Source organism: Yersinia canariae (genome assembly GCF_009831415.1).
In the GTDB taxonomy this organism is placed as follows: Bacteria; Pseudomonadota; Gammaproteobacteria; order Enterobacterales; family Enterobacteriaceae; genus Yersinia; species Yersinia canariae.
Window position 1 is genome coordinate 666,522 of record NZ_CP043727.1, and the last position, 25,989, is coordinate 692,510.

The window sequence follows — 25,989 nt, forward strand, 5'->3', positions numbered from 1 at the left end:
GGTTAAACGACAGTATTTTTGCGACGTTGAAGCCATTCATAAATCAAATGCCGGTGCAGGCTGATAGATCGCCCGACAACCACCAGAATCAGTAATGCACCGGACAGCGCACTGGATATCTGATTGGGTGTGCCAATCATTTGCAGGCCTTGTTGCAAGTAACCCACCAGTAGTACTGCCAGTGCCGTACCCAGGATTGAGCCAGAACCACCATAAATATTGGCTCCTCCCAACACTACGGCGGTGATAGCAGGCATCAAGAATGATGCCCCTAAGTCAGATCGTGCCGAGCCAAAGTAAGAAACCAACAGGACGGCGGCAATGGCGGAGGCCACGCCGGTCAGGGCATATAAGATGCATAAAGTGCGGGCGACGGGCAGGGCGCTGTATCGTGCTACGCGGCTGTTTTGCCCGATAAGAAAAACGTTACGGCCACTGTGGGTGCGGTGCATCAGCAACCAGAACAGCAACACACAAACCATAAAGATAACCAGTGGTATCGGTAGGCCGAAGAGAGTTTGGTTAGCGAAATCCGTAAAGGCTGTTGGGAAGCCGCCAATGCCTTCATAGCCCGTGGCCCCAGAGATACCGGACAGTAACAGGGCGCTGCCGCCAAACAGATACATGGTGCCGAGGGTGATGACCAATGGGTTGACGCCGGTATACAGAATCAGCCCGGCATTAATCAAACCGCAGAGCGCGCCAACCACCAGAGTCAGCGGGATGGCGATACCCATGGGAACACCCGCCTGAAACATCACACCCAGGAATATTGAGCACAATCCAATGGTGGAACCGAATGAGATATCAATGCCACCACTGACAATCACCATGGTTAGCGGCAGCGCGACTATCCCAATGCAGATAAAATCACTGGTACTGAACAGCAGCACATTAATGTCCAACATGCGCGAATTGGATAAACCAAACAGCCCGATTTCCAGCACCAGCAGGGCCGCCAGAGCCAGTTCCCATCCATAACGGCGATAAATATTCATCGTGCCACCTCTTTTTTAGTAAATGATTTGCCGTTCGATGATTTGCTATTGGTTGGTTTTGTTTTTTTATCCGGACTCGTCGATCGGGTGGTGAATCTCGCATATTTCTGTTGGCGGATATTGCGCTCGACCGCGCAGCGCAGGCGGCCATCGAACACCAGCACACCCAGCAACACCAAGCCGGCGATAAAATCATTCCACCAAGCCGGTAAGCGCAACAGCACTAACACGCTATCGATTTGTGTCAGCAGATAGGCCCCGAGAATTGCGCCAATAATGGTGCCGGTGCCGCCGAGCAAGCTGATTCCGCCGAGTACACAGGCAGCAATGGCTTTCATTTCCAGCCCGCTGCCGGTTTGATTGGGAATAAAGCCAATTTGGGAGGCAAATACGATCCCTGCCAGAGCTGCCATCACGCCATTCATTGAGAAAGCAAAGATACGAATGCTATCGGTGCGGATCCCCAATTGGCGCGCGCCCTGTAAGTTATCGCCGGTGGCATAGAAACTGCGGCCAAAAGCTGTTTTCCCGAGCAGCCAGGCCATTGCCACAATCAGCAACATAATCAGCCAGCCAATGGGAGAGATTGAAAACAGAATTGGCGTTGATAAACTTTTCAGATCCGCCGGCAGCCCTTCGATCCATTTGCCACCGGTCAGTAAGAGCATTAAGCCGCGATATAACCCCAATGTGCCCAAGGTGGCCACAATCGCCGGGATGCGCAGCCAGGTCACCAGAATGCCATTAAAGAAGCCAGCGACCATGCCAACCAGCAGAGCAAACAAGCAAGATACCGCCAGCCCGAAACCGGCATTTAGCGCCATACCGACTGTCACCGCACACAAGCCGGTTATCGATCCGACAGACACGTCGATATTGCGAGTCAGCATGACCAGAGTCGCGCCGATAGCCAGCAGGATCAGGATCTGTGCGCTGCTGAAGATCATCGTGAAGGTTTGCAAATTGAAGTAATTTGTGTCGATGACGCCGAGCAGGGCAAATAAGGTGAGGATCGCCAGCAGTGCAGTGCCTTCGCGGTTGTTTTGAATGAATTTCAACATGATGCGCCCTCATTTTCAGCAGACTGATGGGCGTCGGTATGATGTTCACCGAAAGCCAAATGCATAATTGTGTCGACATTCATGGCGCTGCCCTCCAGTGCGCCACTGATTTCCCCCTGATGCATTACCAACACGCGATCCGCCATTTGCACCACTTCTTCCAGATCAGAAGAGATAAAAATGATCGCCACATGTTGATCCGCAATGCTGCGGATCAATTGATAAATATCACTGCGGGCCGCCACATCTACACCACGGGTCGGTTCATCAATAATGAGTAGCAGCGGGTTGGCTTCCAGACATTTGGCGATCAGCAGTTTTTGTTGATTACCCCCGGATAAAGTACGAACTGGCTGCTCGAGGTGGTTGAATTTGATATTCAACGCGCGACGATAGCGCTCCAGAATGGCGGCTTCCTGTGCCGGGTGAGTCCATATCTCTTGATTACTTTGCGTCAATGAACAAACATTCCAGCTCAAGGGGGCATCGAGATAGAGCCCGGAGGCTTGGCGGTCTTCTGGCAAATAAACCAGGCCGGTTGCCAATCGATTGACGGTTTTCATTGTGGTGATGTCGATCTCCTCCAGCATGACACTGCCGCTGCTGGCGGGCCGTAAACCATATAGTGTTTCAGCCAATTCGGTTCGGCCTGCACCAACCACACCCGCCAGCCCCAGAATTTCGCCGGCGTGAACCTCAAAAGAGATATGGGCAAAACCTTCACCGCTCAGGTCAGTCACTTGTATCACCGGTTGATGGGATTGCGCCCGTGCTTGAGAGCGGCGGTTACCGGGCAACTCTAGCCATAACTTTTGCGTATCAGATAACTCGTTGTTTTTAGCTTGCGGGGTAATCGCCTGAATAATGGTTTCGGTGGAAAAATCGCTAGTGACCCCGCTCAGCGCAATACCGCCATCGCGCATCACACTGACCCAATCTGCCAGTTGACGAATTTCAGGCAATTTGTGGGAGATAAAAACCACCCCAACCCCTTGCTGCAATAACATTTTTATTTGGCTGAACAAACGATGGGTTTCCGCAGGTGTTAGCGAGGCGGTGGGTTCATCAAGGATTAGAATGCGGGAATCACGCATCAGGCCGCGCATGATTTCTACTAATTGTTGGTCAGCAACATCCAGTGAACCGGCGCTGACGGATAAATCTAAATGGCAGCCCAAACTTTCCAGCAACTGGGCCATTTTCTTCTTATCAGCCTGATGCTTGGGCAGCCGGAACAGAATATTTTCCTGAACGGACAAATTGGCAAACAGCATCGGCTCTTGCGGGACCAGATAAATACCTAGCTGGTGGGCCTTGGCGGGGGTGAGGTTTAAGCAGGGTTGCCCATTAATCTCAATGGTACCGCTGTCTGGCGGAAGTATCCCGGCGATGATTTTCATCAGCGTCGATTTACCCGCGCCGTTCCCCCCCAGCAGGGCATGGACCTGGCCCGGTTGCAGCGTAAAGTCGATACTTTTCAATACCACTACGCCGGAAAACTGCTTACTGATACCACGTACCTGCAGCAGCGGTGGCGGGGAAGTGACAGTGTGCGACATTAATGACCCCTGATGAACAAAAATAATTTAAAATTAAAAGTGTTCAAAAAAGATAGCTGCATAATCCCATTATTGGCGTAATGAAGATCACATTTTTGTGAATAAAAAAATTTAAATTAAAATGTGTTCAAATATGTTGGTTAAGCTGTTAGCGTAGTTATCAATTAAGATTTAACATTCATGACGTAGGCTTATGAGTCAATAAGTCGTTTGAATCGATAAGTAGTGAGAAGAGAACAACCAGTAATGATGAAAGAAAAACCAGTAACAAAAGAAAAACCCATGTTGTCCAACGATGAATACAAATATCCGGGTAATAGCATGAGTGAAGAGGAGCTGCTCGCTCGCATTGCGTGGTTTTATTATCATGATGGCTTAACACAAGGGGATATCGGCGAACTGCTGGGGCTGACCAGATTAAAGGTCTCCAGATTACTGGAGAAAGGCCGTCAGTCTGGGGTTATCCGGGTACAGATTAATTCGCGTTATGAGGGTTGTCTGGAACTGGAAAACGCGCTGCAACAGCATTTTGGCCTCAAACATATCCGCATTCTGCCGTCACTGGCTGACCTCAGTATTAGCAGCCGGTTAGGTATTGGTGCTGCACATTTATTGATGGCATTGATACAGCCACAGCAGCTACTGGCTGTCGGTTTTGGCGAAACGACGATGTGCGCCTTACAGCACTTGAGTGGGTTTATTGCTTCACAGCAGGTGCGTTTGGTCACTCTCTCCGGAGGGGTGGGGTCTTATATGACCGGGATTGGGCAGCTCGATGCCGCCTGTCAGGTCAGTATTATTCCTGCGCCACTGCGCGCCTCTAGTGCCAAAGTGGCCGAAACATTCCGCCAGGAAAATAGTGTGCGCGATGTCATGTTGGCGGCTTGTGCTGCGGATGTGGCGGTGGTGGGGATTGGCTCCGTGAATCAGCAAAAAGAAGCCACTATCTTGCGCTCCGGCTATATCAGTGAAGGTGAGCAACTGATGTTCAGCCGCAAAGGCGCAGTCGGCGATATCCTCGGCTACTTTATGCAGTCGGACGGCGCGCTGGCGGCTGATATGCAGATTCATCAGGAATTAATTGGTATTTCGCTGGCTGATTTGACCAATATCCCGACAGTCATTGGTGTTGCCGGTGGGGTGGAAAAATCAGAAGCCATTGTTGCTGCTTTACAGGGCAAATATGTGAATGCTTTGGTGACTGATGAGCTAACCGCACGTTCTATTATTAAACTGATTTAATTGGCTATTTTTATTCATGGCAGTAGAGGACAGATTTATTCATAAATTCATATAAAACAGAGGATAGCGTAATGAGTCAATTCTCTACGACCACCCCATCGGGTGATTATCTGATGGCTCTGGATGCAGGCACCGGCAGTGTCCGGGCTGTGATATTTGATCTCAATGGTCATCAGATAGCCGCCGGACAGGCTGAATGGCTACATTTGCCAGTACCCGATGTTCCCGGGTCGATGGAATTTGATTTAGCGACCAACTGGAAGTTGACCTGCCAGTGCATCCGACAGGCATTGCACCAGGCTAAATTACCCGCCAGCGCTATCCGTGCGGTTGCGGCGTGTTCAATGCGCGAGGGCATTGTGCTCTATGACCGCAGTGGTAAACCCATCTGGGCGTGTGCCAATGTGGATGCTCGCGCCAGCCGTGAAGTTAGTGAATTGAAAGAATTGCACAATCATGGATTTGAACTCGAAGTCTATCAGTGCTCTGGGCAGACACTGGCCTTAAGTGCTATGCCACGGTTACTGTGGTTGGCGCATCACCGCCCGGATATTTATCGTCAGGCCGGCACATTAACCATGATAAGTGATTGGCTGGCGAATATGCTCAGTGGCGAACTGGCCGTGGACCCCTCCAATGCGGGCACCACAGGGATGCTGGATTTGGTCACCCGCAACTGGCAGCCGAATTTACTGGAAATGGCCGGGTTACGCGCGGATATTTTATCACCAGTCAAAGAGACTGGTAGCTTGCTCGGGCATGTCACGGCGCAAGCGGCACAAGAAAGTGGTTTGCTGGTAGGAACGCCGGTGGTGATGGGCGGGGGAGATGTCCAACTCGGCTGCTTAGGGCTTGGCGTGGTGCAACCGGGGCAAACTGCAGTATTGGGCGGAACTTTTTGGCAGCAAGTGGTTAACTTACCAAAACCTATCACCGATCCCAATATGAATACGCGGATTAATCCCCATGTTATTCCCGGCATGGTGCAAGCGGAGTCCATCAGCTTCTTTACCGGCCTGACCATGCGTTGGTTCCGTGATGCTTTTTGTGCCGAAGAGAAATTACTTGCCGAGCGATTGGGCATTGATACCTACAGTTTGCTGGAAGATATGGCGGCGCGGGTGCCTGCGGGTGCCTATGGGGTGATGCCGATTTTCTCTGATGTGATGCGCTTTAAATCTTGGTATCACGCCGCGCCTTCATTTATTAATCTGTCGCTCGACCCTGAAAAATGCAACAAAGCCACCTTATTCCGCGCACTGGAAGAGAACGCCGCGATAGTATCGGCCTGTAATCTGGCACAAATTGCGGAATTCTCCGGAGTCAAAGCTTCGTCTGTGGTGTTTGCTGGCGGCGGTTCAAAAGGCAAATTGTGGAGCCAGATTCTGGCCGATGTGACCGGTATTCCAGTCCGAGTGCCAGTGGTTAAAGAGGCCACGGCTTTAGGATGTGCGATTGCGGCGGGGGTTGGCGTCGGGCTGTACGAAGCGCTCGATAAAACCGGTGAGCGGCTGGTGCGTTGGGAGAGAGAATTCCAGCCAAATCGTGAGCATCAGGCACTTTACCAAGCGGCCAAAACTAACTGGCAAGCGGTGTATACTGACCAACTGACGCTGGTGGATAGTGGGCTGACGACCTCTTTGTGGAAAGCCCCCGGTCTCTAAATAGTCCGATAAAGCCAATTGATTTTACGGTTTGATAAAGGGCGATAACGCAGATAATCGTCGATGGGGAAACGTGCTAATGGGGGCGTTAAACCCATCGCCCATGGCGTAATGCAGTGGCAAGCGAGTTCGCGAATCAAATAAATATTTGCCATGCAACAAACACTTGGATAGCATTATTGCCCCTCTTTCGTTGCCGATGATGGCGCATCCTATGATGAATACATCAAATAAGACAAAATCACCTGCCGGGCAACTTTCTGCTCCGGCTCGCGTCAGTGCCAGTAATTTACCGGCCATACTGCGAAAGAAAGAGAATGTTCAACGTATTTTGGTCATTAAATTACGCCATTTCGGCGACGTTCTCCTCACAACTCCTTTGCTGAATACGTTAAAGGCCAACTATCCGCAGGCTAAGATTGATGTGCTGCTGTATGGTGGCACGCAAGATATGCTGCGGGAAAACAAAACGGTTAATCACGCATTTATTGTTGACCGTGGCCTCAAACATGCGGGCTTAAAGGCGCAAATCAGTGGCGAAAAAGCGCTGTTTGCTGCATTGAAAGAGCACCATTATGATCTGATTCTCAATTTATCCGATCAATGGCGAGCCGCAGCTTATTGCCGGTTATTAAAACCGGGCTTCAGCATCGGTTTTCATTACCCCAAGCGCGATACCTTGTTATGGCGCTATTGCCATTCCACACTCGTCGATATCCCTAATGCCGCCGAACGGCACACTGTTCTCAATAATTTGGACATTCTTGCACCATTACAACTGACGAATATCAGCACTGACGTCACCATGTCTTACGGTTCGCACGATATTGAGCGGGTAAAACAACTGTGTCAGCAACGTAATATTGCTGATTATATATTGATTCAACCTTCTGCTCGCTGGAAGTTCAAAACTTGGGCCAGTGAATCATTCAGTCAATTGATAAACCATCTTACGGAGCAAGGCGAGACCGTGTTGCTTACCGGCGGTACAGACAAAGCTGAGCTGGATTATATTGCCGAAATTATTACTGGCTGCGCACAGCCAGATAAAGTGATTAATTTATCCGGCCTTTTGGCGCTGCCCGAACTTGCCGTCTTGATAGATAACGCTAAGCTATTTATTGGTGTCGATTCCGTGGCGATGCATATGGCGGCTGCATTACAAACGCCTGCAGTGGTGTTATTTGGCCCCAGCAATCTTAACCAATGGCACCCATGGCAAGCCCCGCACACCCTTTTATGGGCGGGTCATTACCGCACTTTGCCACATCCTAATGAGATAGATACTGACACCACGGATCGCTATTTGAACGCTATCCCAGTGAATGATGTCATAGATGCCGTTGATGCCTGGCGTACGCAGAACCAGTAATGCATCAATAACGGATTTGTGTCAGCCAACCTTTGGCATTCCAACCAGCTTAAGCTGAGAGAATTATGATAACCCCATCGACTTCTTCGCCGGGCACCTCCCCGGCTAGCCTGCGTAGTGACATGCTGAGCAGTATCGCTGCATTACTATTAGGTATTGCTTTACCAACGTCTAATCCACTTATCAATATATCGCTGGTTTTAATCCTAATTAGCTTGATTATTAACCGCAAATCGCTGCAATTAAGACCTTTATTGACTAATCCATTGGTCTATCTACCTGCGGCTATGTTTGCCTTATTGGCACTGTCATTACTCTTTCATCACAACAGTTATGGCCCAGATATGGTGGGTAAAGATAAGAAGTTTCTTTATATTCTGCCGTTGGCATTATTCTTTATTCACCAACCCCAACGGGTAAAACTTTTTTGCATCGGTTTTTTAACCGCCAATGCTGTAGCACTGGTAGGTACCTTGGCTGTTGGGGTATTACACATCCCCATTGGTAATATTGATCCGGCCAATCCAACCATCTTTAAGCTGCAAATTACCCAAAACTTCTTTCTTGCCTTGTCGGCGATGCTGTGGCTGATGTTGGCGTTTAAACATCAGGGCTGGCAACGCTGGGGCTATGCTCTGCTTGTTGTCGCGGCCTGCTACAGTGTCCTGTTCTTAGTCTTGGGCCGAACAGGGTATGTCGCACTTGTTGTTGGGCTGGGCGTATGGCTGTTCTTCTCACTGGGGAGCCGTCAGCGTTGGCTATTGGTTGCTATGGGGGGAATAGCTTTTGCTGCACTGTTGCTTATCCCTAATAAAGCGGCGGAACGTATCACGCAGGGTGTTGATGAGATTAAAGTCTGTATGACCGCATCTTCAGGTGATGCCGGTGATGCTTGCCGCACTTCGATGGGGCAACGTTCTGTTTTTGCTATTGAAGCGGCTCGATTAATCAAAGAAGCCCCGATTCTGGGGCATGGCGCCGGTGGTTTCTATTATGAAGACCCCACGATAAACTACAAAATCAATAACCCACATAATCAGTATCTGTTGGAGACGGTCCAGTCAGGTGTTATTGGCTTGATTATTTTTCTTGCTTGGGTTGTTTGCTGCTACCGTGTGATTTGGCAACAGACGCCGGCTTTACGTAATGTCTTGCTGGCAATATTGACAAGCTATATGGCGTGTAACTTCTTTAATTCATTCTTGCTGGATTCTTCTGAAGGCCATCTATTTATGATTTTCGTTGCCATTCTGGCGGGGTATTCCGTGACAAATACTCAGCAGAATTCGGATAAACGACTGACAAAATAGTGAATGTTTTGAGTGAATAGAAGATATCACTGGCTAAGTAACGGCTCCCAATGGGGGCCGTTTTTCGCTGTGCCACTGTCGTCGTCATCAACTGGTTAATGATAACGAATGCTCTAAAAAATAAGATGTTACTTTAAGAAGATCGCGAAGGTGTTTATTCGGGTTATGAGTGACTTAATCAAATGTGAGTGCCACATGCAAAATTAACCCGTTTTATTTACGTCATTCTCTCGCAGAAGAGAATGGCAAGTCTTGATGTCAGGAAATTTCTACATTATTTTCATCGAGATAGTCTGGCATATAGTCAGATATTTCAACATCAAACATCAATCTTTCTAATATTGATACCAAGAAATGTCTGTATTTTCTTTATTAAAATTAATTGCTGATAATTATATTTTATCCTATTTTATTTTATGTTTTTGAAATAAAACTCTGTGTTTTGATTGTTACATAGAAATGGATGGCGGAGATTCACTTTAGAGAAATGTAAAAATCTACATTTAACATTAAATTAACAATTATCACTAAAATATAAATGAAGTATAAACGAAATCTAAGTAATGATTATCCCATCACTGGTTTTATTGATTTTTCGGGCAAGGGTGACAGTGTGCTCTGGTTATAATAAAGAGATATAACTTTGTTTTATAAAAAACAAAACGCTGGTTATAAGTCCTGCAGTTGTTTGCTTTCTACTTGTAATTAAGAATACAGATATAAGGCTGGAATTGTGAAGGAATAAAGAATTTTTCTAAGAAACGGACTATTTTTCAGAAGAAATTAAAAATCTCAACCTATTGAATTGTATGGTTTATTTAATTATATTTTTAGCAGTTAATCATTAAGCTTAGACCATGAAGTTAGTATGTACAACATTACTTGAATTCTATTTATGCGAGTATGATTGAAAGAATGTACATACTGGAATCATCCTAAATTGCCTGTATAAAGAAAACAGATTTCTATGCTAATAGAGTGGCTTTTATTTAGTGAATTAAACTGGCGAGTTTTTTCTTGAATATATGAAATGATGACTTGGATCACTATTACAAACTTTTAATGTGTGTGATAATTTTTTCCATAATTTACATATTGTAAGATTTGGTCTACTTCCCAGACATTATGCAATAGTTTTAAAGGAAGCTATGATAACTATGTATTTATATTGGTAAGTGGGTCCAGGCGAATCTGTTGGTAGGATAAACAGAATCTACATTTAACTTAATTTATCCAACGTCATTGAGAACATCATGGCCAATTCATCTACGAATAAATTATCTTTGCCGGCCCTAACATCTTTAGTGGTCGGTTCCATGATCGGTGCCGGCATATTTTCATTACCTGCAACTTTCGGTAGGGCAACGGGTGGGTTTGGTGCACTGATCGCCTGGTGTATCGCGGGTGGTGGGATGTTAATGCTGGCTTTTGTTTTTCAAACATTAGCTCAACGTAAACCTAATCTTGATTCCGGTGTATTTATATATGCCAAAGAGGGATTTGGGGATTATCTTGGTTTTGCTTCTGCATTAGGTTTCTGGGCCGGTACTTGTATTGGTAACGTTTCTTACTTTGTGCTTATCAAATCAACATTAGGGGCGTTCTTCCCTATATTTGGTGACGGTAACACTATTCCCGCTGTATTAGTGGCCTCCGTTATTTTATGGGGATTCCATATTCTGATATTGCGAGGTGTTAAAGAAGCCGCGGCGATTAATACCATTGCCACCTTTGCAAAAATAATTCCTATCTTCATTTTTGTCATCGTTCTTATCTTTGCTTTCAAAGGTGATGTGTTTGCACTGAACTTCTGGGGCACGCCAGATGTTGTTAAGAGTGTTGATTTATCTCACCTGAATGACTACGGCTATGTCGGCCATGCGGCGGCAGTTATGCCTGTGGTTGCTGAACCTGAGTCTTTATTCTCTCAAGTACGTAGCACCATGTTGGTAACCGTATTTGTGTTCTTAGGCATTGAAGGCGCAAGTGTTTATTCGCGTTATGCCAAAGAACGTAGCCATGTGGGTATTGCCACTGTTCTGGGCTTTATTGGTGTGCTGTGCTTGTTGGTGCTGATAACCATGTTGTCTTACGGTGTGTTACTGCGTCCCGATTTAGCGGCATTACGTCAGCCATCCATGGCCGGTGTATTGGAAGCTATTGTTGGGCGCTGGGGCGCAATCTTTATCAGCGTGGGTTTAATTATCTCGGTATTGGGTGCTTATTTATCTTGGTCACTGTTGGCGGCCGAAGTGCTGTTCTCGGCAGCGCAAAGTAAAAGCATGCCAAAAGTATTCGCGACTGAAAACAGTAATGCTGTGCCTTCAGCGGCGGTATGGCTGACCAATATATTTATTCAAGTGTTCTTAATTCTGACACTGTTTACTGATTATGCTTTCCAACTGGCATTGGAATTAACCAGTTCACTCACTCTAATCCCTTATTTATTGGTAGGGGCGTATGGGCTAAAACTGGCCTGGACCGGTGAAACTTACGAAACAAATTCACGCGGTCACAGAAAAGATCTTATTTTTGCCCTTATCGCGACGTTCTATTCCGCACTGATGATTTATGCGGGCGGCATGAAATACTTGCTGCTATCGGCCATTATTTACGGCCCGGGCACAATCTTGTATCTGATTGCCAAACGTGAACAGCATCAAAAAGCGTTTAATTCCTACGAAAGAATACTGTTTATTGTTTTGATTGTGGCTGCGGTTGCTGCGATTTATAGCATTGCCACCGGGATTATCACCATATAATTTATTGGAGTTCTTATGTCAGATAAAGCTAAGAAAACTCACGCTAAGACCAAGTTTGGCGTTCACTCTGAAGTCGGGAAATTGCATAAAGTCATGGTTTGCGCACCCGGCCGTGCTCATAACCGCCTGACCCCAAGTAATTGTGATGAATTATTATTTGATGATGTTCTGTGGGTGGAAAGAGCTAAACGCGACCATTTTGATTTTATGACCAAAATGCGCGAACGCGGTGTTGATGTGGTTGAGATGCATAATCTGCTGGCTGAGACGGTGGCAATCCCCGCGGCGAAAAAGTGGATTTTGGACCAGCAAATTGTGCCGAATGAAGTGTCATTGGGCATATTGCAAGAAACCCGCAGTTATCTGGAAAGTCTGGAACCGCGAGTATTAGCCGAAGTATTGATTGGCGGCTTGTCTACCACCGAGCTGCATAAAGACGGTAAATGCGATAAAGAAGAATTGAAGCTGATCCGCGAAGCGGTTGGCATCACGGAATATCTGCTCCCACCACTACCAAATACGCTGTATACCCGTGATACCACTTGCTGGATTTATGGTGGCGTGACCCTGAACCCACTGTATTGGCCGGCGCGTCATGAAGAAACCATTCTGACCACGGCTATCTATAAATTCCACCCAGACTTTGGCGATGCGAATGTGAAAGTGTGGTGGGGTGACCCAACACAGCACCACGGCACTGCAACATTGGAAGGCGGTGATGTGATGCCGATTGGCAACAAAACCGTGCTCATCGGCATGAGTGAGCGCACGTCTCATCAGGCGATTACTCAGTTGGCTCAATCACTGTTTAAAAATAGTGAAGGGCAAGTTGAGCGCGTGATGATTGCTGCGATGCCAAAACTGCGTGCTGCTATGCACTTGGATACCGTGTTCACTTTCTGTGACCGCGATGTAGTGACTCTCTATCCGGCGATTGTTAATCAGATTCAAACCTTCTCATTGCGCCCGGACAATGGCCCAACCGGCATTAAATTAAGCCGCGATAAAGGCACATTTGTCGAGGCGGTTGCCGGTGCATTGAACCTGAAAAAACTGCGGGTAGTTGAGACCGAAGGTAATGATTACGACACAGAACGCCAGCAGTGGGACAGCGGCAATAACATGGTGGCATTGTCCCCAGGTGTTGTTCTGGCTTATGACCGCAATACCAAAACCAACACCCAGTTGCGTAAAGAAGGGGTGGAAGTGATTGAGATTGTCGGCAGTGAATTGGGCCGTGGACGGGGCGGCGGTCACTGTATGACGTGCCCAATTATCCGGGATGCCGTCGACTACTAATCCCCTTCGGCCTTGAAGCCACAGGGTTGTTAGCTGCGCGCACTTACCCGAATCACTGACTTGAGTCAGCTCATCGGGATGCGTTTGCTGGTTGCCTACCTGTGGCTCCAATGACTTTGGTGATGCCCTTCGGCCTTGAAGCCACAGGGAGTTTTGATTAAAAAATAGCCGATAGTGAGTAGCGGAACAGTGCTATTTCGCTATTGGCTATTTCTCCGTTAACTTATCTTTACTTTTCACGCAAATAACACTACCCATTTCAGTACTAATTGTGCTGATCTATTTTTAGGCATGTTTACTGGGGGATTATTAATCACACTGATAAGAGCGCTGGTACGCAATATGGCGCAGAAAAACAGAGATATCTCTCGTTCTTGAAGTTGTAGGGTTGTTAGCTGCGCGCACTTACTCGAACCACTTACGTGAGTAAGCTCATCGGGATTCATTCGCACGCAGCCTACCTGCAACTCCAATGACTTTGGGTATAAAAAGTGTGAGTAATTAATCTGCAATAATTTTGAAAATCTGACTCAACGAGATCTTATAGTGAAGATAAAAACAGTAGTCACTCTGCTATTAGCGTTTCTTCTCGCTGCTTGCGACCGAACTCCCCCAGAAGTCGTGGAAAGTGTGCGTCCGGTAAAAATATTTACTGTTGAAGACGGCGGGCAAAATGGGACTCGTTATTTCCCGGCACGATTGCAAGCGGGTGATGAAACCCAGCTCTCCTTTAAACGCAGTGGACAATTACAACAGTTGTTGGTTCGCGAAGGTGAGCAGGTGAAAAAAGGCCAGGCGATTGCCAAGTTGAATGACACAGATCTGAGTTTGCGAGTCAGAGAGCGCCAGTCCACCTTTAATCTGGCTCGAGATCAGTTCAACCGTTTCAATACGTTGCAAGGGCAACGGGCTGTTTCACGCGCCGAGTTAGATGTTCGTCGCGCTGAGATGGAGTCTGCCCGAGCGGCGCTGGAAATTGCGCAAAAAGAACTCAGTGATGCGACCATCATCGCACCTTTCGACGGCATTATTGCCAATGTTGATGCGCGTAACCATCAGGTCATGGCCCCAGGCCAAGCGGTGGCGACATTAAGTGCATTGGATACATTAGATGTGGTCTTCAGTGTGCCAGAGCGTCTGTTTACCACATTGGATATCAGCAATCGCAGTTACAAGCCGACGGTTTTACTTAACCATTTACCGGGGCGTGAATTTGTCGCGGAATATAAAGAACACACCACTTCGACAACTTCAGCTTCCCAGACCTTCCAGGTCACATTGACCATGAAGCGCCCGGCGGATATGCCATTGCTTTCTGGTATCAGTGGCCGGGTAAGAATTAACTCTGGAAATCTTTCAGGGACTGACCACCCCACTATTGTGGTGCCAGTTGAAGCCGTATTTAACCCTGACAGTACCCAGTTGAATGATGCTCGGGTTTGGGTCATCAAGAATGATGATGGTCAGATGCATGTTGAAGAACGCAAAGTGCAAGTGGGTCAGCTAACAGCGAACGGCATTCAAATCACGTCTGGATTGGCTGACGGTGAACAAATTGTCTCCGCAGGCACGGGTGAGCTTCGCCCAAATCAAATTGTCCGGGCTTGGGTTCGTGAGCGGGGTCTCTAATGAAGCTGCTTGATAATTTTATCAATAATACCACCCGTATCTGGTTAACAATTTTGTTGCTGGGTATTGGTGGCGTTATTGCCTATCTCAATATAGGTCGGCTGGAAGACCCCGCTTTTACCATCAAAACAGCGGTGGTGGTTACCCGCTATGATGGGGCGTCGGCGCAACAGGTCGAGGAAGAAGTCACATTACCTCTCGAGAATGCCATTCAGGAACTCTCTTATGTTGATGATGTGACGTCTATTTCCAGTGCGGGGTTGTCGCAAATCACTATCAATATTCGTGCGCAATATGGTGCGAATGAATTGCCACAAATCTGGGATGAATTACGCCGAAAAATAAATGATAACAGTGTGCGTTTGCCGCCGGGGGCCAGTGCGCCGATGGTCAACGACGACTTCGGTGATGTGTACGGCTTCTTCTTCTCGCTCACCGGGGACGGCTACAGCAATCAGGATTTACGCAACTTTGCTGAGCAGTTGCGGCGTGAGTTGGTACTGGTGCCGGGTGTTGGTAAAGTGGGGATTGTTGGTATCTTACCTGAAGAAGTTCAGGTGGAGATTTCTCGCGCCCAGATGACCGCGGCCGGTATTACCCCGCAGCAGTTGTCCGATTTGCTGGCTCGCCAGAATGTGGTGTCAGATGCTGGCCAGTTGCAGGTGGGCAGTGAGTCAATTCGTCTGCATCCAACCGGTGAATTCCAGAGTGTCCAAGAGCTCGGGAATTTACTGGTGAGCCAACCAGGTAGCCCAAAAAGTGTCTATTTGCGTGACATCGCAACAGTGACACAAGGTTTTGGCCATTCACCGACCAATATTTATCGTGCTAATGGTAAGCCTGCATTGGCGCTGGGGATCTCATTCGCCCCGAATGTCAACGTCGTGAATGTGGGGAATGCGATTAAAGCTCGACTGGCACAGTTGGAAGGCGAACGCCCGTCAGGCATGCATATCAACGTATTTTATGACCAATCCCATGAAGTTGAAGGGGCGGTTAATGGCTTTATTCTTAACTTCTTACTGGCGCTATTAATTGTTGTTGTCACCCTACTGATTTTCATGGGGGTTCGCAGTGGCGTGGTGATTGCCATCTCACTGGCACTGAACGTACTCGGCACCTTGCTCATTATGTGGCTGTTTAATATTGAGCTACAGCGGGTATCGTTAGGGGCGCTGATTATCGCGCTCAGTATGTTAGTGGATAACGCCATTGTGGTGGTGGAGGGGATTGTGGTTGGCCGCCAGCGCGGCGAAAGTCTCTCTACGGCGATCGGCAATGTAGTGAAGCGCTCGATGATGCCGCTGTTAGGCGCGACTGTGATTGCCATCTTAGCCTTTGCCCCGATTGGCTTGTCCAACGATGCAACCGGTGAATACTGTAAATCGCTATTCCAAGTGTTATTGATCTCGCTGATGTTGAGCTGGATTACTGCGCTGACGCTGACGCCGGTATTCTCCAAGTGGGCATTCCAGAACCAAAAACCGGCGAAAGTGGATGCTGATAAACCCGCCAAGCAACCTTATGATGGCTGGCTGTTCCGCTATTATCGTGTGGTATTGAATAAGTTACTGCAATATCGTGCGGTCACTTTGGTCCTACTGGCGGCAATGTTAGTGGCCTCGGTCGTGGGCTTTGGTAATGTTCGCCAGAGCTTCTTCCCACCATCAAACACGCCTATCTTCTTTGTTGATATTTGGCTGCCATATGGCACGGATATCAGCTATACCGAAGGGGTGGCGAATAAGGTCGAGCAGTATATCAAGCAGCAAGAAGGGGTGGCTGACACCATGGCAACGATAGGTCAGGGCGCAATGCGCTTTATGCTGACTTACAACGCCCAGCGTCACTATCCTAACTATGCGCAGGTGATGGTTCGGACTGAGCAGCTAGACCAAATCCCCGGTTTGATTGATGAAATCGAATCCTATATGCATGACGAATACCCGCAAGTTGATGCGCAGATAAAACGCATCATGTTCGGGCCATCAAACAACAGTTCCATTGAAGCCCGCTTTATTGGCCCGGATCCCGAGGTGTTGCGTAGCTTGGCAGCACAGGCGGAAAAAGCAATTATTGCTGATCCGATGGCGGATGGTGCACGGCATGACTGGCAGGATCGTAGCAAAATGATTCGGCCACAGTTCTCTGATTATCTGGGCCGCGAGTTGGGAGTAGATAAACGCGAGGTTGATGGCACATTGCGTATGAGTTTTGGGGGCCTACCGGTAGGATTGTACCGCGATGGCACTCGCCTGATGCCGATTGTCCTGCGCACACCGGATTCCGAGCGGCTCAATGCTGAGCGGCTGAATGATGTGATGGTTTGGAGTCAGGCGCGGCAGGCCTTTATCCCGATTGATAACGTCGTCACCAGTTTTGAAACCGAGTGGGAAGATCCGCTGATTATGCGCCTGGATCGCAAGCGGACATTGACGGTGCAAACGGATCCAACCCAGCCGGGAGGGGAAACCTCAGCAGAATTGTTGCAGCGAATCAGACCCGGGGTGGAATCCATCCAGTTGCCACGCGGTTATGAACTTGAATGGGGCGGTGACTACGAAAGTACCAAAGAAGCACAACGGGGTATTTTCATCAGTTTACCCATAGCCTTCCTGATAATGTTTGTGGTGACCGTCTTGATGTTTAGCTCGGTGCGCAATGCCCTGGCTATCTGGCTGACAGTTCCATTAGCCCTTATTGGTGTGACAGTGGGCTTCTTACTTACCGGTATTCCATTTGGTTTTATGGCGCTGTTGGGGCTGTTAAGTTTGAGTGGGATGTTGATACGTAACGGGATTGTGTTGGTGGAAGAGATTGGCTTACAGCGGCAGGAAAAACCGTTACGTGATGCCATTATTGATGCCTCAACTGCGCGTTTGCGCCCTATCATGTTAACCGCGTTCACCACGGTCTTGGGGCTGGCTCCGCTACTGAGCGATGCTTTCTTCCAAAGCATGGCCGTGGTTATTATGTTCGGCCTGGGCTTTGCTACCGTGCTGACATTGCTGGTGTTGCCAGTGATATACAGCTGTATGAACCCGGAACCTAAAAATAAGGCACACGATGAGCCGGTCAGTGAGTAACTGATGGCGTTAGCCTAAAATATTGAGCCTAAAATGACATCAGCAGCCCCATTATTGGGGCTGTTTTTTTCGCTAGGCTAAATGGCCTTGATCCACCCTGATGCCCTTAACGCATTCTGTGCACTAGTTCTCTTCCTACCCCTGCCAGCTCACTTTTTTGTTCCATTATGAAACGCCATTGTGTTAATGATGTTTCATAATGGAACGTTTTCGCAATCGATTCTCAGCCTATTTTTTGCGCTTATAGTAGTTCTAGTTTGATTAAATTGATCTTAAAAAATATTCATTCTTACGTTATCTCTTACGCTACAGGAGCAAGATATGCTGAAAGTCATTCAATCTCCGTCTAAATATATTCAAGGTGCCAATGCACTACAGTCCATTGGTGAATTTGCTAAGTTACTGGCTAATAACTATTTTATCATTGCTGATGATTTTGTAATGAAGCTAACGGCGGATGCTGTTGGCTCTAGTTTGCAAGCCAATGAGTTGGAAAATCATTTCAGCCGCTTTAACGGCGAATGTTCCCGCCATGAAATTGAGCGCCTCACCGTTGAGCTGAAAAAACATAATTGCAATGGGGTGATTGGGATTGGGGGAGGGAAAACGCTCGATACAGCAAAAGCGATTGCTCACTATCAACATATCCCAGTCATTGTGGTGCCTACCATTGCCTCTACCGATGCTCCAACCAGTGCATTGTCAGTGATTTATACCGAACAGGGCGAATTCGCAGAATATCTGATTTACCCCAAAAACCCAGACATCGTACTGATGGATACCGCGATTATTGCTAAAGCGCCAGTGCGTTTACTTATCTCAGGTATGGGCGATGCGCTTTCTACTTACTTTGAAGCACAGGCCTGTTTTGATGCCAAAGCCATCAGCATGGCGGGTGGCGCGTCAACATTAGCGGCGGTCACTTTGGCCCGTTTATGTTACGAAACTCTGCTGGCAGAAGGTTACAAAGCCAAGCTGGCCGTCGAAGCTGGGGTTGTCACCGAAGCGGTTGAGCGCATCATTGAAGCCAATACTTATCTAAGTGGTATTGGTTTTGAAAGTAGTGGTTTGGCGGCGGCTCATGCCATCCACAACGGCTTTACGGTTTTGGAAGAGTGTCATCACTTGTACCACGGAGAGAAGGTGGCTTTCGGCACCCTGACGCAATTAGTCTTACAAAACAGCAGCATGGAAGAGATTGAAACAGTGCTCTCATTCTGCCAGCAGCTTGGTTTACCCATTACATTAGCCGAAATGGGGGTTTCACAGGATATCGAACGCAAAATTCGCGCGGTCGCTGAGGCCAGCTGTGCCGAGGGTGAAACGATTCACAATATGCCGTTTGCCGTCACAGCAGACAGCGTTTATGCCGCTATTATTGTGGCTGACCGTTTAGGTCAGGCTTTCCTCAATTAAGTGGGCCGACAGACAAGTTAACTGACTGAGTTTGCCGGTGCCCTTCACCATCGGCAACTCTATTTCCCCGGCATTCCCGTTCGCGGAGCATAAAATGAAAAAATTAATTAACAGCGTTGAGAGTGTATTACAGGAACAAATTCAGGGATTGGTTGCGGCCCATCCTGAGCTGGTATTGCATCAGGAACCTCTTTTTATTACGCGGATAGATGCACCGGTGAAGGGCAAAGTGGCATTGATGTCCGGCGGCGGCAGTGGCCATGAACCTATGCACTGTGGTTTTATCGGCGAAGGCATGCTGGATGGTGCATGTCCTGGTGAGATTTTCACCTCACCGACTCCAGATCAAATGTATGAATGCGGCCAAGCCATTGATGGCGGGCAGGGCGTGCTAATGCTAATTAAGAATTACACTGGCGATATTCTTAATTTTGAAACTGCGACAGAACTGTTGCATGCCGAAGGAACCGCAGTTGGGACATTAGTCATTGATGATGATGTGGCTGTCAAAGATAGCCTGTATACCGCCGGGCGGCGGGGAGTGGCCAATACGGTCATTATTGAAAAATTACTCGGGGCTGCTGCGGTTCGTGGTGATTCACTAGATGAATGCGTGGCGCTCGGCCAGAAAATCAATAACCAGGGGCACTCTATCGGTATTGCTCTGGGGGCATGTACTGTGCCAGCAGCGGGCAAACCGTCCTTTACGTTAGCTGAAAACGAGATGGAATTTGGGGTGGGGATCCATGGCGAACCCGGCATTGAACGGCGGCCATTTACCTCTTTGAATGACACCGTTGACGGCATGTTCCAAACCCTGATTGAGCATGGTAGCTACCAGCGCACATTACGCCACTGGGATAGACAAGCAGAAGACTGGAGTGAGACGCGCCAAAGCAAGCAGCCACTGGCGAAAGGTGACCGAGTCATTGTTCTGGTCAATAATTTGGGGGCAACACCTCTATCAGAGCTTTATGGTGTTTGGCATCGTCTGGCCGCCTGCTGTGCAGATTTTGGTTTGACCATTGAGCGCAAACTGATCGGCTCTTATTGCACCTCATTGGATATGCAAGGTATGTCTATCACGCTATTGAAAGTGGATGATGAACTGCTGTCTCTCTGGGATGCGCCAGTTAATACCCCAGCCCTGCGTTGGGGCTGCTGATGCCATTCGTACTTGAAGTTGCAGGGCTTTTATCATCCGAATGCTGACTTATCGCCTACCTACAACTCCACTGACATGAGTATAGGTAGGCTTTTGGACAAAAAATTTTAGAAAACAATAATGTGCCAGGAGAAAATCATGGGACTTACCAAACAACAAATTGTCAGTTGGTTGCAACTTTGTGCTGAGGTTTTCAGTGAACAACGAGATTTTCTGACGCAACTGGATACTGAAATCGGGGATGGCGACCACGGCCTGAATATGAATCGTGGGTTCAATAAAGTGGTCGAAAAATTACCATCTTTTGCTGATAAAGATATCGGTTTCATTCTAAAAAATACCGGTATGACCCTGCTTTCAAGTGTTGGCGGGGCGAGTGGCCCTCTGTTTGGCACTTTCTTTATTCGTGCCGCACAAAGTACCAACGCCAAGCAAAGCCTGGATTTGCCCGCAGTCTGCCAGATGTTTAAAGATGGTGTCGACGGGGTTGTGATGCGCGGCAAAGCTGAGCCGGGCGATAAAACCATGTGTGATGTCTGGTGGGCGGTGGTGGCGCAGCTTGAGCAGGCCAACCAGCAGGGGGTGCCGCTGGTGGATGCATTACAGCAAGCGGTTGAAAGTGCGCAGCTTGCATTGGCAGGGACTATCACTATGCAGGCCCGCAAAGGCCGCGCCAGTTATCTTGGCGAGCGAAGCATTGGCCATCAAGACCCAGGGGCGACATCAGCGATGTTGATGATGCAAGCTCTGTGGCAGGTTGCCAGCCACTAATGTGGCTCAACCGACAAAGTTATCAGGAGGAAAGATGGTCAATCTCGTTGTAGTTTCTCATAGCGCGCTGCTGGCTCAGGGTGTGGCCGAACTGGCACAGCAAATGACACAAGGGGGCTGCCAGTTAGCGGTGGCTGCCGGTGTAGACGACCTGGACCATCCTATCGGCACGGATGCTATTAAAGTGATGGAGGCCATTGAATTGGTCTATTCCCCATCAGGTGTATTGGTGCTGATGGATTTAGGCAGCGCATTACTCAGTGCTGAAACGGCACTGGAGTTATTAGACCCCGAAATGGCGAAAAATGTACAACTCTGCGCCGCACCACTGGTCGAAGGGACGTTGGCTGCGGTGGTTGCTGCATCATCCGGGGCATCGCTGGACGAGGTACGTGCCGAAGCAATGGGGGCTTTGGCAGCTAAAGCGACACAGTTAGGTGAAAGTGTCACTCCACCCGCGGCCAGTAGTGGTGAAATGGCCAAGGCGGCACCTGATGCCCAGAGTGTCAGTTGGGTGGTGCGCAACCCGAATGGGCTACATGTCCGCCCGGCGGCTAAATTGGTCGACGTATTAGCACCGTTTGCCGCAGATTTACTACTGGAAAAAAACGGTCAATGCGTTAATCCTCGTAGCCTGAATCAGCTTGCCATTTTGCAAGTACGCAAAGGCGATACTATTCGTTTACTGGCCAGCGGCGAGCAAGCAGGGGAGGCACTGGATGCTTTTATGCAACTGGCCCATCAGCACTTTGGCGAATCTGTCACCACCACCAGTGACAGTGGATTCAGCGGCATAATGGTTCCCCGTGGGGCCATTACTGCGCCCATATTCCAGTGGTTACCTGCTATTCCGGTGTTTTTACCGCAAACCATTAGTGCCGGGAATATTGCTAACGAACAATTGCGTTTGCATCAGGCTTTAGCACACACTTTGGCCGATTTACAGCAGTTGGCACAGCTGGCGGAGCAACAGATTGGTGCTCAGGCGGCGGCTATCTTTACTGCACATGCCATGCTAATTGATGATGAAGAATTATATGCGGCAATGGATAAGCGGATAGAACAACAACGGATTTGTGCAGAATCGGCATTACAAGATGAGTTAATGGCTATGGTGGCTGACTATCAGGCACTGAATGATGACTATCTGCGCGTCCGAGAGCTGGATATTCGAGATATTCTTAATCGCACTTTAGGTCATCTGACAGGATTACCGCCAGTTCCTATTGCAGTCGACAGTGAGATTTTATTATTGGCTGAGGAGTTATTCCCTTCACAAATGATTGGTTTGAATCACCAGCAAGTAAAAGGTATCTGTTTAAGTAAAGGACATATCCTTTCTCACAGTGCGATTCTGGCAACAGAATTGGATATTCCGATGTTAGTTGGTGCTATTGGTTGCCTTGGGGCTAGCCACAATGGCCAAAAAGCCTTATTGGATACCGCAACTGGAGTGCTCAAACTCCAGTAAACGGTTTAGTCTCCAGCCGCTATAATCTGTTGAGATAGCAGCCTTAATTCAGGGCTGCTATTTGAGGTATTAAGCAACTCAGTGGCGTTAGAATCTGGTTTTTCCAGTTATAGCGCTCTGCTATTAGTGCAGTACTTGCTTGTCTGATTTTATCTATTTCAAACTCAGTTAATTGGCAAACATGGTGTATAACTTCGGCTAAATTTGCAGCATCCCCCGGAATATGCAAGAACCCATTAATACCCTCTTCAACTTGTTCTCGCAGACCGCCAGAGTCGGCCACAATTAATAAAGCTCCCTGTTCTCTTGCTAACCAGCGTGACTCCATAGGAATAAGTCCATTCGGTTCATTTTCAGCAGACAGAACACACACCCGCGTATTACGCCACTGGATTAGGCAAGCCATCAGTTCGCGATCAAACGAATTTATAATTGAAGTATGCGCATCAAGTTGGCTGGCTAATGCTGATAATTCTGGCAAGACAGGATCACTCACGATAACAGTATGTATATCATTACCCAGATAACTCGCTGCTTTAAGCAACAAATCATAGCGCTTATAATACACACCTCTCCCTAGTGTTATTGCCAGCGGATGGTCGAGTGATATTCCGTAAGCAGATAATGTGTCGCCAATCTCTTGCTCACTGCGTATCCGATACCATGGGTCACTGATATTTATCCCCGCGGGAACCGGTATAAATGTTTGCGGGTCAGCACCATATTCTGAAACTAAGTGATTAGCCAGGAAATTGCTGATAGTACCGAGCTTAATATTAGAATCAATCTTTGCCCATTGAATGGGTAATGATTCAGCCATCAACCGCTCAGGATTGGGTAATGGCATTTCATGATTAAATGCGGTGCCGTGGGAGACATAGATAATCTTTAGATTTGCTCCTTCGACTGCGGTATGTAAGCTGGCAATTAAAGGTGTAAATGAGAATGGCAGTTCATGACAGAATGCTAAAGTAATATCGTAATTCTCACTGATATCAATAATTTTTGCAGCAGCAGCAGCAGAGGATATCTTCCAGTTTTGTAAGTCACCGAGAAAAGCATCGCCATAGGGCCATAAACATCCCACTCCGTTACCCAAGGTCATATTTGGCACTGTTGAGAATGTCCCTCCCATTTCATGAATTTTTTTTATATAATAATCGCGACAATCTGTATCAAAGAATTCATTATATTTGCTGTATGCAATTTCAATAAAATGTGGCTCTAACCCTATATCATGAGCAGCCAGTAAATCAATTACCTCACTTAGTGCCTGAATTTGCCCTCTGATATAAGAGCCAACCCCTCCAACAAAAATTTGAATGCCTTCCGTGGAAAGATGAACTATACCTATTTTTAGATTGTTTTTTTTATGGATTGGAAATATGTTTCCTTGCATATAAAACCTCGAAGTTTTAACGAGAAATATAATTTATAGGCATCCTGCTGTCTTAACAGGTGATTTTTTCTTTGATACTCTATAGTTGTTGATAAATAAGAGGTCCAAACCACAGCTTAAAAATAAGTTAATCACATCCTTTGGTGTTTCAACTATTGGCATCCCTTTAATATTCAATGAGGTATTCAGCAATATAGGTATTCTGGTCTCTTCAAAAAAAGCGGCTATCAATTTATGGAATTTTTTATTTATATCGTCTTTAACCGTTTGGACGCGAGCACTTCCATCGACATGAACAATTGAGGGGAGGTCAGTTCGGTATTGTTCTTTTACATAAGCAATAAATAGCATGTAGTCACTATCATGATTTAAATGGAAATAATCATGCACTTTTTCATGCAAAACGGCGGGGGCAAAAGGCCGGAAATCCTCCCGAAACTTCACATTGGCATTAATATGATCTTTCATTTGTGAACTGCGGGGATCCGCCAGGATACTTCTGTTTCCTAAGGCGCGTGGCCCGAACTCAGACCCACCTTGGAACCAGGCAATAACATGACCTGAGGCAATGGCCGCCGCTGCCATGGTTTCAATATCTTCACAGTAAGCGTATTCAATCTTATCAGCTTGCTCTTCAAGCTCGGTTGTCACACTAACATCATCATAGTTCTTGCCAAAAAAAGTCGAACCTGAATGCTTGATTCGCTCTTTTTTAAGGACTTCCAACCAGCCATAATAACAACACCCTATAGAAAGCCCATTATCGCCCGCTGCCGGTTGAATATATAAATTATCGAACTCACATCTGTTAATGAGTTTTTCATTAGCTGTTGCATTTAATGCGACCCCGCCGGCATAAGCAAAGTTCTTCATAGGATGAAGTTGATAGTAATAATTGAACAGATAGAATAAGGCTTCTTCAAGCTGGGTTTGTGCCCAATAGGCCAGGTCAGCATAATATTGGAAATTATCGTTAAAATGCGTGGGATGAGTATTGAGTAATGGGTCAATATTTTCCCACCAATCATTCCGTAATATCACTTTTCCGGCATTGAAAAAGAAAGGTTTCCAGTTGATAATATCCTTTCTCCCATAGGGGGCCAACCCCATTAATTTACCCGCACAGTCGAGTTCACCAAAAATATACAGTGCTATACCTTCATAAAACTCACCAATAGAATTTTCTATTTCCCAAGTTGAGGCGGGATGAATTTTCCTGTCTTTCCTATTTACCCAACGAGAGAAGTCTTTAAATATGGGGACCATCTTGCCATTTTGATAAATATAGTAGCTGCATGTTTCCCAGTAACGATAACGGTTATTAATATGAATGTTATCTGCACCAGATATATTTGTTATAATGTCATTACAACTGTCTACGCTACCACCATGTCCATCAATAATGACGACGCCCATATCGTCAAAAGGGGATGTACCTATTGCACTGTAAGCATGAGCTAAGTGATGGGAAAGCGTGACAATAGGCACCATGGGCGGTAGGACTCGATTTTTCCGGTATTCTAATTGCTCGCTAAAAAGTGGGTTATGAGAATTTTGCTCTACAATTAATGTGAGATCGTTATATTCAATACCCGCAGCATCTAAACAGTACTGAATTGTATCATTATCATTAAACCCATCATGCTTTATTCTCGATATTCTTTCTTTCTCGATTGCGAATATAATTTCACCGTCTTTCATTAGGCATGTTGAACCATCATGGGATAGGGCAGTGCCAAGAATGTAAATTGGTTTATGCATAATTAATATCCTTATTAATTTACA

18 protein-coding genes and 1 pseudogene are annotated in these 25,989 nt (G+C 47.2%); 13 read left to right on the top strand and 6 right to left on the bottom strand.

The genetic code is table 11. The annotated features are described in order from the left end of the window. Positions 1-2 precede the first annotated feature (2 nt). Genes lsrD through lsrA form a run of 3 tightly spaced genes read right to left on the bottom strand, consistent with a single transcriptional unit; the run spans position 3 to position 3,618 of the window. A complete protein-coding gene (gene lsrD, locus F0T03_RS03200; RefSeq protein ID WP_145554787.1) occupies positions 3-998 on the bottom strand; it encodes an autoinducer 2 ABC transporter permease LsrD in 996 nt (331 codons plus the stop codon). Then, the gene (gene lsrC / locus F0T03_RS03205) at positions 995-2,059 is read right to left on the bottom strand and encodes an autoinducer 2 ABC transporter permease LsrC (RefSeq protein WP_159677217.1); all 1,065 of its coding nucleotides are present in this window, start codon (positions 2,057-2,059) and stop codon (positions 995-997) included. The genes lsrD and lsrC overlap by 4 nt, the downstream gene beginning before the upstream one ends. Beyond that, entirely contained in the window at positions 2,053-3,618 is a 1,566-nt protein-coding gene (lsrA, locus tag F0T03_RS03210) for an autoinducer 2 ABC transporter ATP-binding protein LsrA (RefSeq protein WP_159677218.1), read from the bottom strand. The genes lsrC and lsrA overlap by 7 nt, the downstream gene beginning before the upstream one ends. Before the next feature lie 249 nt (positions 3,619-3,867). On the opposite strand from lsrA, the gene lsrR reads away from it, so the two are divergent. Beyond that, positions 3,868-4,860 carry a transcriptional regulator LsrR gene (gene lsrR / locus F0T03_RS03215; RefSeq protein WP_145554830.1) on the top strand — a complete coding sequence of 331 codons (993 nt, stop codon included), beginning with the start codon at positions 3,868-3,870 and terminating at the stop codon, positions 4,858-4,860. Positions 4,861-4,931: 71 nt separating this feature from the next. Then, on the top strand, positions 4,932-6,524 hold the full coding sequence (gene lsrK / locus F0T03_RS03220) for an autoinducer-2 kinase (RefSeq protein ID WP_145554784.1): 1,593 nt from the start codon (positions 4,932-4,934) through the stop codon (positions 6,522-6,524). On the opposite strand, the gene F0T03_RS03225 is transcribed toward lsrK, so the two are convergent. Beyond that, complete coding sequence (locus tag F0T03_RS03225; protein WP_159677219.1) at positions 6,521-6,679, bottom strand: hypothetical protein; 159 nt, start codon at positions 6,677-6,679, stop codon at positions 6,521-6,523. The two genes, lsrK and F0T03_RS03225, sit on opposite strands and share 4 nt — an antisense overlap. A gap of 59 nt (positions 6,680-6,738) precedes the next feature. On the opposite strand from F0T03_RS03225, the gene rfaQ reads away from it, so the two are divergent. From rfaQ to dhaM, 11 genes and pseudogenes are all read left to right on the top strand, one after another. Continuing rightward, complete coding sequence (gene rfaQ / locus F0T03_RS03230; protein WP_159677220.1) at positions 6,739-7,896, top strand: putative lipopolysaccharide heptosyltransferase III; 1,158 nt, start codon at positions 6,739-6,741, stop codon at positions 7,894-7,896. 65 nt (positions 7,897-7,961) lie between these two features. Beyond that, complete coding sequence (waaL-ps, locus tag F0T03_RS03235; protein ID WP_159677221.1) at positions 7,962-9,206, top strand: O-antigen polysaccharide ligase WaaL-ps; 1,245 nt, start codon at positions 7,962-7,964, stop codon at positions 9,204-9,206. 1,253 nt (positions 9,207-10,459) lie between these two features. After that, entirely contained in the window at positions 10,460-11,968 is a 1,509-nt protein-coding gene (locus F0T03_RS03240) for an amino acid permease (RefSeq protein ID WP_159677222.1), read from the top strand. A 15-nt stretch (positions 11,969-11,983) separates the two neighbouring features. Beyond that, entirely contained in the window at positions 11,984-13,267 is a 1,284-nt protein-coding gene (arcA, locus tag F0T03_RS03245) for an arginine deiminase (protein WP_050087836.1), read from the top strand. 202 nt (positions 13,268-13,469) lie between these two features. Continuing rightward, a pseudogene (locus F0T03_RS21510) lies at positions 13,470-13,645 on the top strand (LapA family protein). Between the two features lie 168 nt (positions 13,646-13,813). Then, positions 13,814-14,896: an efflux RND transporter periplasmic adaptor subunit gene (locus F0T03_RS03255; RefSeq protein WP_159677223.1), complete on the top strand. Its 1,083-nt coding sequence runs from the start codon at positions 13,814-13,816 to the stop codon at positions 14,894-14,896. Beyond that, positions 14,896-17,982: an efflux RND transporter permease subunit gene (locus tag F0T03_RS03260; protein WP_145554229.1), complete on the top strand. Its 3,087-nt coding sequence runs from the start codon at positions 14,896-14,898 to the stop codon at positions 17,980-17,982. The genes F0T03_RS03255 and F0T03_RS03260 overlap by 1 nt, the downstream gene beginning before the upstream one ends. A 321-nt stretch (positions 17,983-18,303) precedes the next feature. Continuing rightward, positions 18,304-19,398: a glycerol dehydrogenase gene (locus tag F0T03_RS03265; RefSeq protein WP_145554227.1), complete on the top strand. Its 1,095-nt coding sequence runs from the start codon at positions 18,304-18,306 to the stop codon at positions 19,396-19,398. 94 nt (positions 19,399-19,492) lie between these two features. Next, positions 19,493-20,563: a dihydroxyacetone kinase subunit DhaK gene (gene dhaK, locus F0T03_RS03270; RefSeq protein WP_145554225.1), complete on the top strand. Its 1,071-nt coding sequence runs from the start codon at positions 19,493-19,495 to the stop codon at positions 20,561-20,563. Positions 20,564-20,701: 138 nt separating this feature from the next. Continuing rightward, positions 20,702-21,334, top strand: coding sequence for a dihydroxyacetone kinase subunit DhaL (gene dhaL / locus F0T03_RS03275; RefSeq protein WP_145554223.1), 633 nt, complete (start codon positions 20,702-20,704; stop codon positions 21,332-21,334). Positions 21,335-21,368: 34 nt separating this feature from the next. Beyond that, a complete protein-coding gene (gene dhaM, locus F0T03_RS03280; RefSeq protein WP_159677225.1) occupies positions 21,369-22,805 on the top strand; it encodes a dihydroxyacetone kinase phosphoryl donor subunit DhaM in 1,437 nt (478 codons plus the stop codon). 43 nt (positions 22,806-22,848) lie between these two features. On the opposite strand, the gene F0T03_RS03285 is transcribed toward dhaM, so the two are convergent. Then, positions 22,849-24,204: a glycosyltransferase family 4 protein gene (locus F0T03_RS03285; RefSeq protein WP_162526862.1), complete on the bottom strand. Its 1,356-nt coding sequence runs from the start codon at positions 24,202-24,204 to the stop codon at positions 22,849-22,851. Between the two features lie 33 nt (positions 24,205-24,237). Further along, on the bottom strand, positions 24,238-25,965 hold the full coding sequence (locus tag F0T03_RS03290; RefSeq protein ID WP_159677226.1) for a carbamoyltransferase family protein: 1,728 nt from the start codon (positions 25,963-25,965) through the stop codon (positions 24,238-24,240). Positions 25,966-25,989: the final 24 nt, after the last annotated feature.

Bases quoted from the DNA above. Each gene is read 5' to 3' on its own strand.
- lsrD (WP_145554787.1), bottom strand. From the start codon at position 998: ATGAATATTTATCGCCGTTATGGATGGGAACTGGCTCTGGCGGCCCTG.
- lsrC (WP_159677217.1), bottom strand. From the start codon at position 2,059: ATGTTGAAATTCATTCAAAACAACCGCGAAGGCACTGCACTGCTGGCG.
- lsrA (WP_159677218.1), bottom strand. From the start codon at position 3,618: ATGTCGCACACTGTCACTTCCCCGCCACCGCTGCTGCAGGTACGTGGT.
- lsrR (WP_145554830.1), top strand. From the start codon at position 3,868: ATGAAAGAAAAACCAGTAACAAAAGAAAAACCCATGTTGTCCAACGAT.
- lsrK (WP_145554784.1), top strand. From the start codon at position 4,932: ATGAGTCAATTCTCTACGACCACCCCATCGGGTGATTATCTGATGGCT.
- F0T03_RS03225 (WP_159677219.1), bottom strand. From the start codon at position 6,679: ATGGCAAATATTTATTTGATTCGCGAACTCGCTTGCCACTGCATTACG.
- rfaQ (WP_159677220.1), top strand. From the start codon at position 6,739: ATGATGAATACATCAAATAAGACAAAATCACCTGCCGGGCAACTTTCT.
- waaL-ps (WP_159677221.1), top strand. From the start codon at position 7,962: ATGATAACCCCATCGACTTCTTCGCCGGGCACCTCCCCGGCTAGCCTG.
- F0T03_RS03240 (WP_159677222.1), top strand. From the start codon at position 10,460: ATGGCCAATTCATCTACGAATAAATTATCTTTGCCGGCCCTAACATCT.
- arcA (WP_050087836.1), top strand. From the start codon at position 11,984: ATGTCAGATAAAGCTAAGAAAACTCACGCTAAGACCAAGTTTGGCGTT.
- F0T03_RS03260 (WP_145554229.1), top strand. From the start codon at position 14,896: ATGAAGCTGCTTGATAATTTTATCAATAATACCACCCGTATCTGGTTA.
- F0T03_RS03265 (WP_145554227.1), top strand. From the start codon at position 18,304: ATGCTGAAAGTCATTCAATCTCCGTCTAAATATATTCAAGGTGCCAAT.
- dhaK (WP_145554225.1), top strand. From the start codon at position 19,493: ATGAAAAAATTAATTAACAGCGTTGAGAGTGTATTACAGGAACAAATT.
- dhaL (WP_145554223.1), top strand. From the start codon at position 20,702: ATGGGACTTACCAAACAACAAATTGTCAGTTGGTTGCAACTTTGTGCT.
- dhaM (WP_159677225.1), top strand. From the start codon at position 21,369: ATGGTCAATCTCGTTGTAGTTTCTCATAGCGCGCTGCTGGCTCAGGGT.
- F0T03_RS03285 (WP_162526862.1), bottom strand. From the start codon at position 24,204: ATGCAAGGAAACATATTTCCAATCCATAAAAAAAACAATCTAAAAATA.
- F0T03_RS03290 (WP_159677226.1), bottom strand. From the start codon at position 25,965: ATGCATAAACCAATTTACATTCTTGGCACTGCCCTATCCCATGATGGT.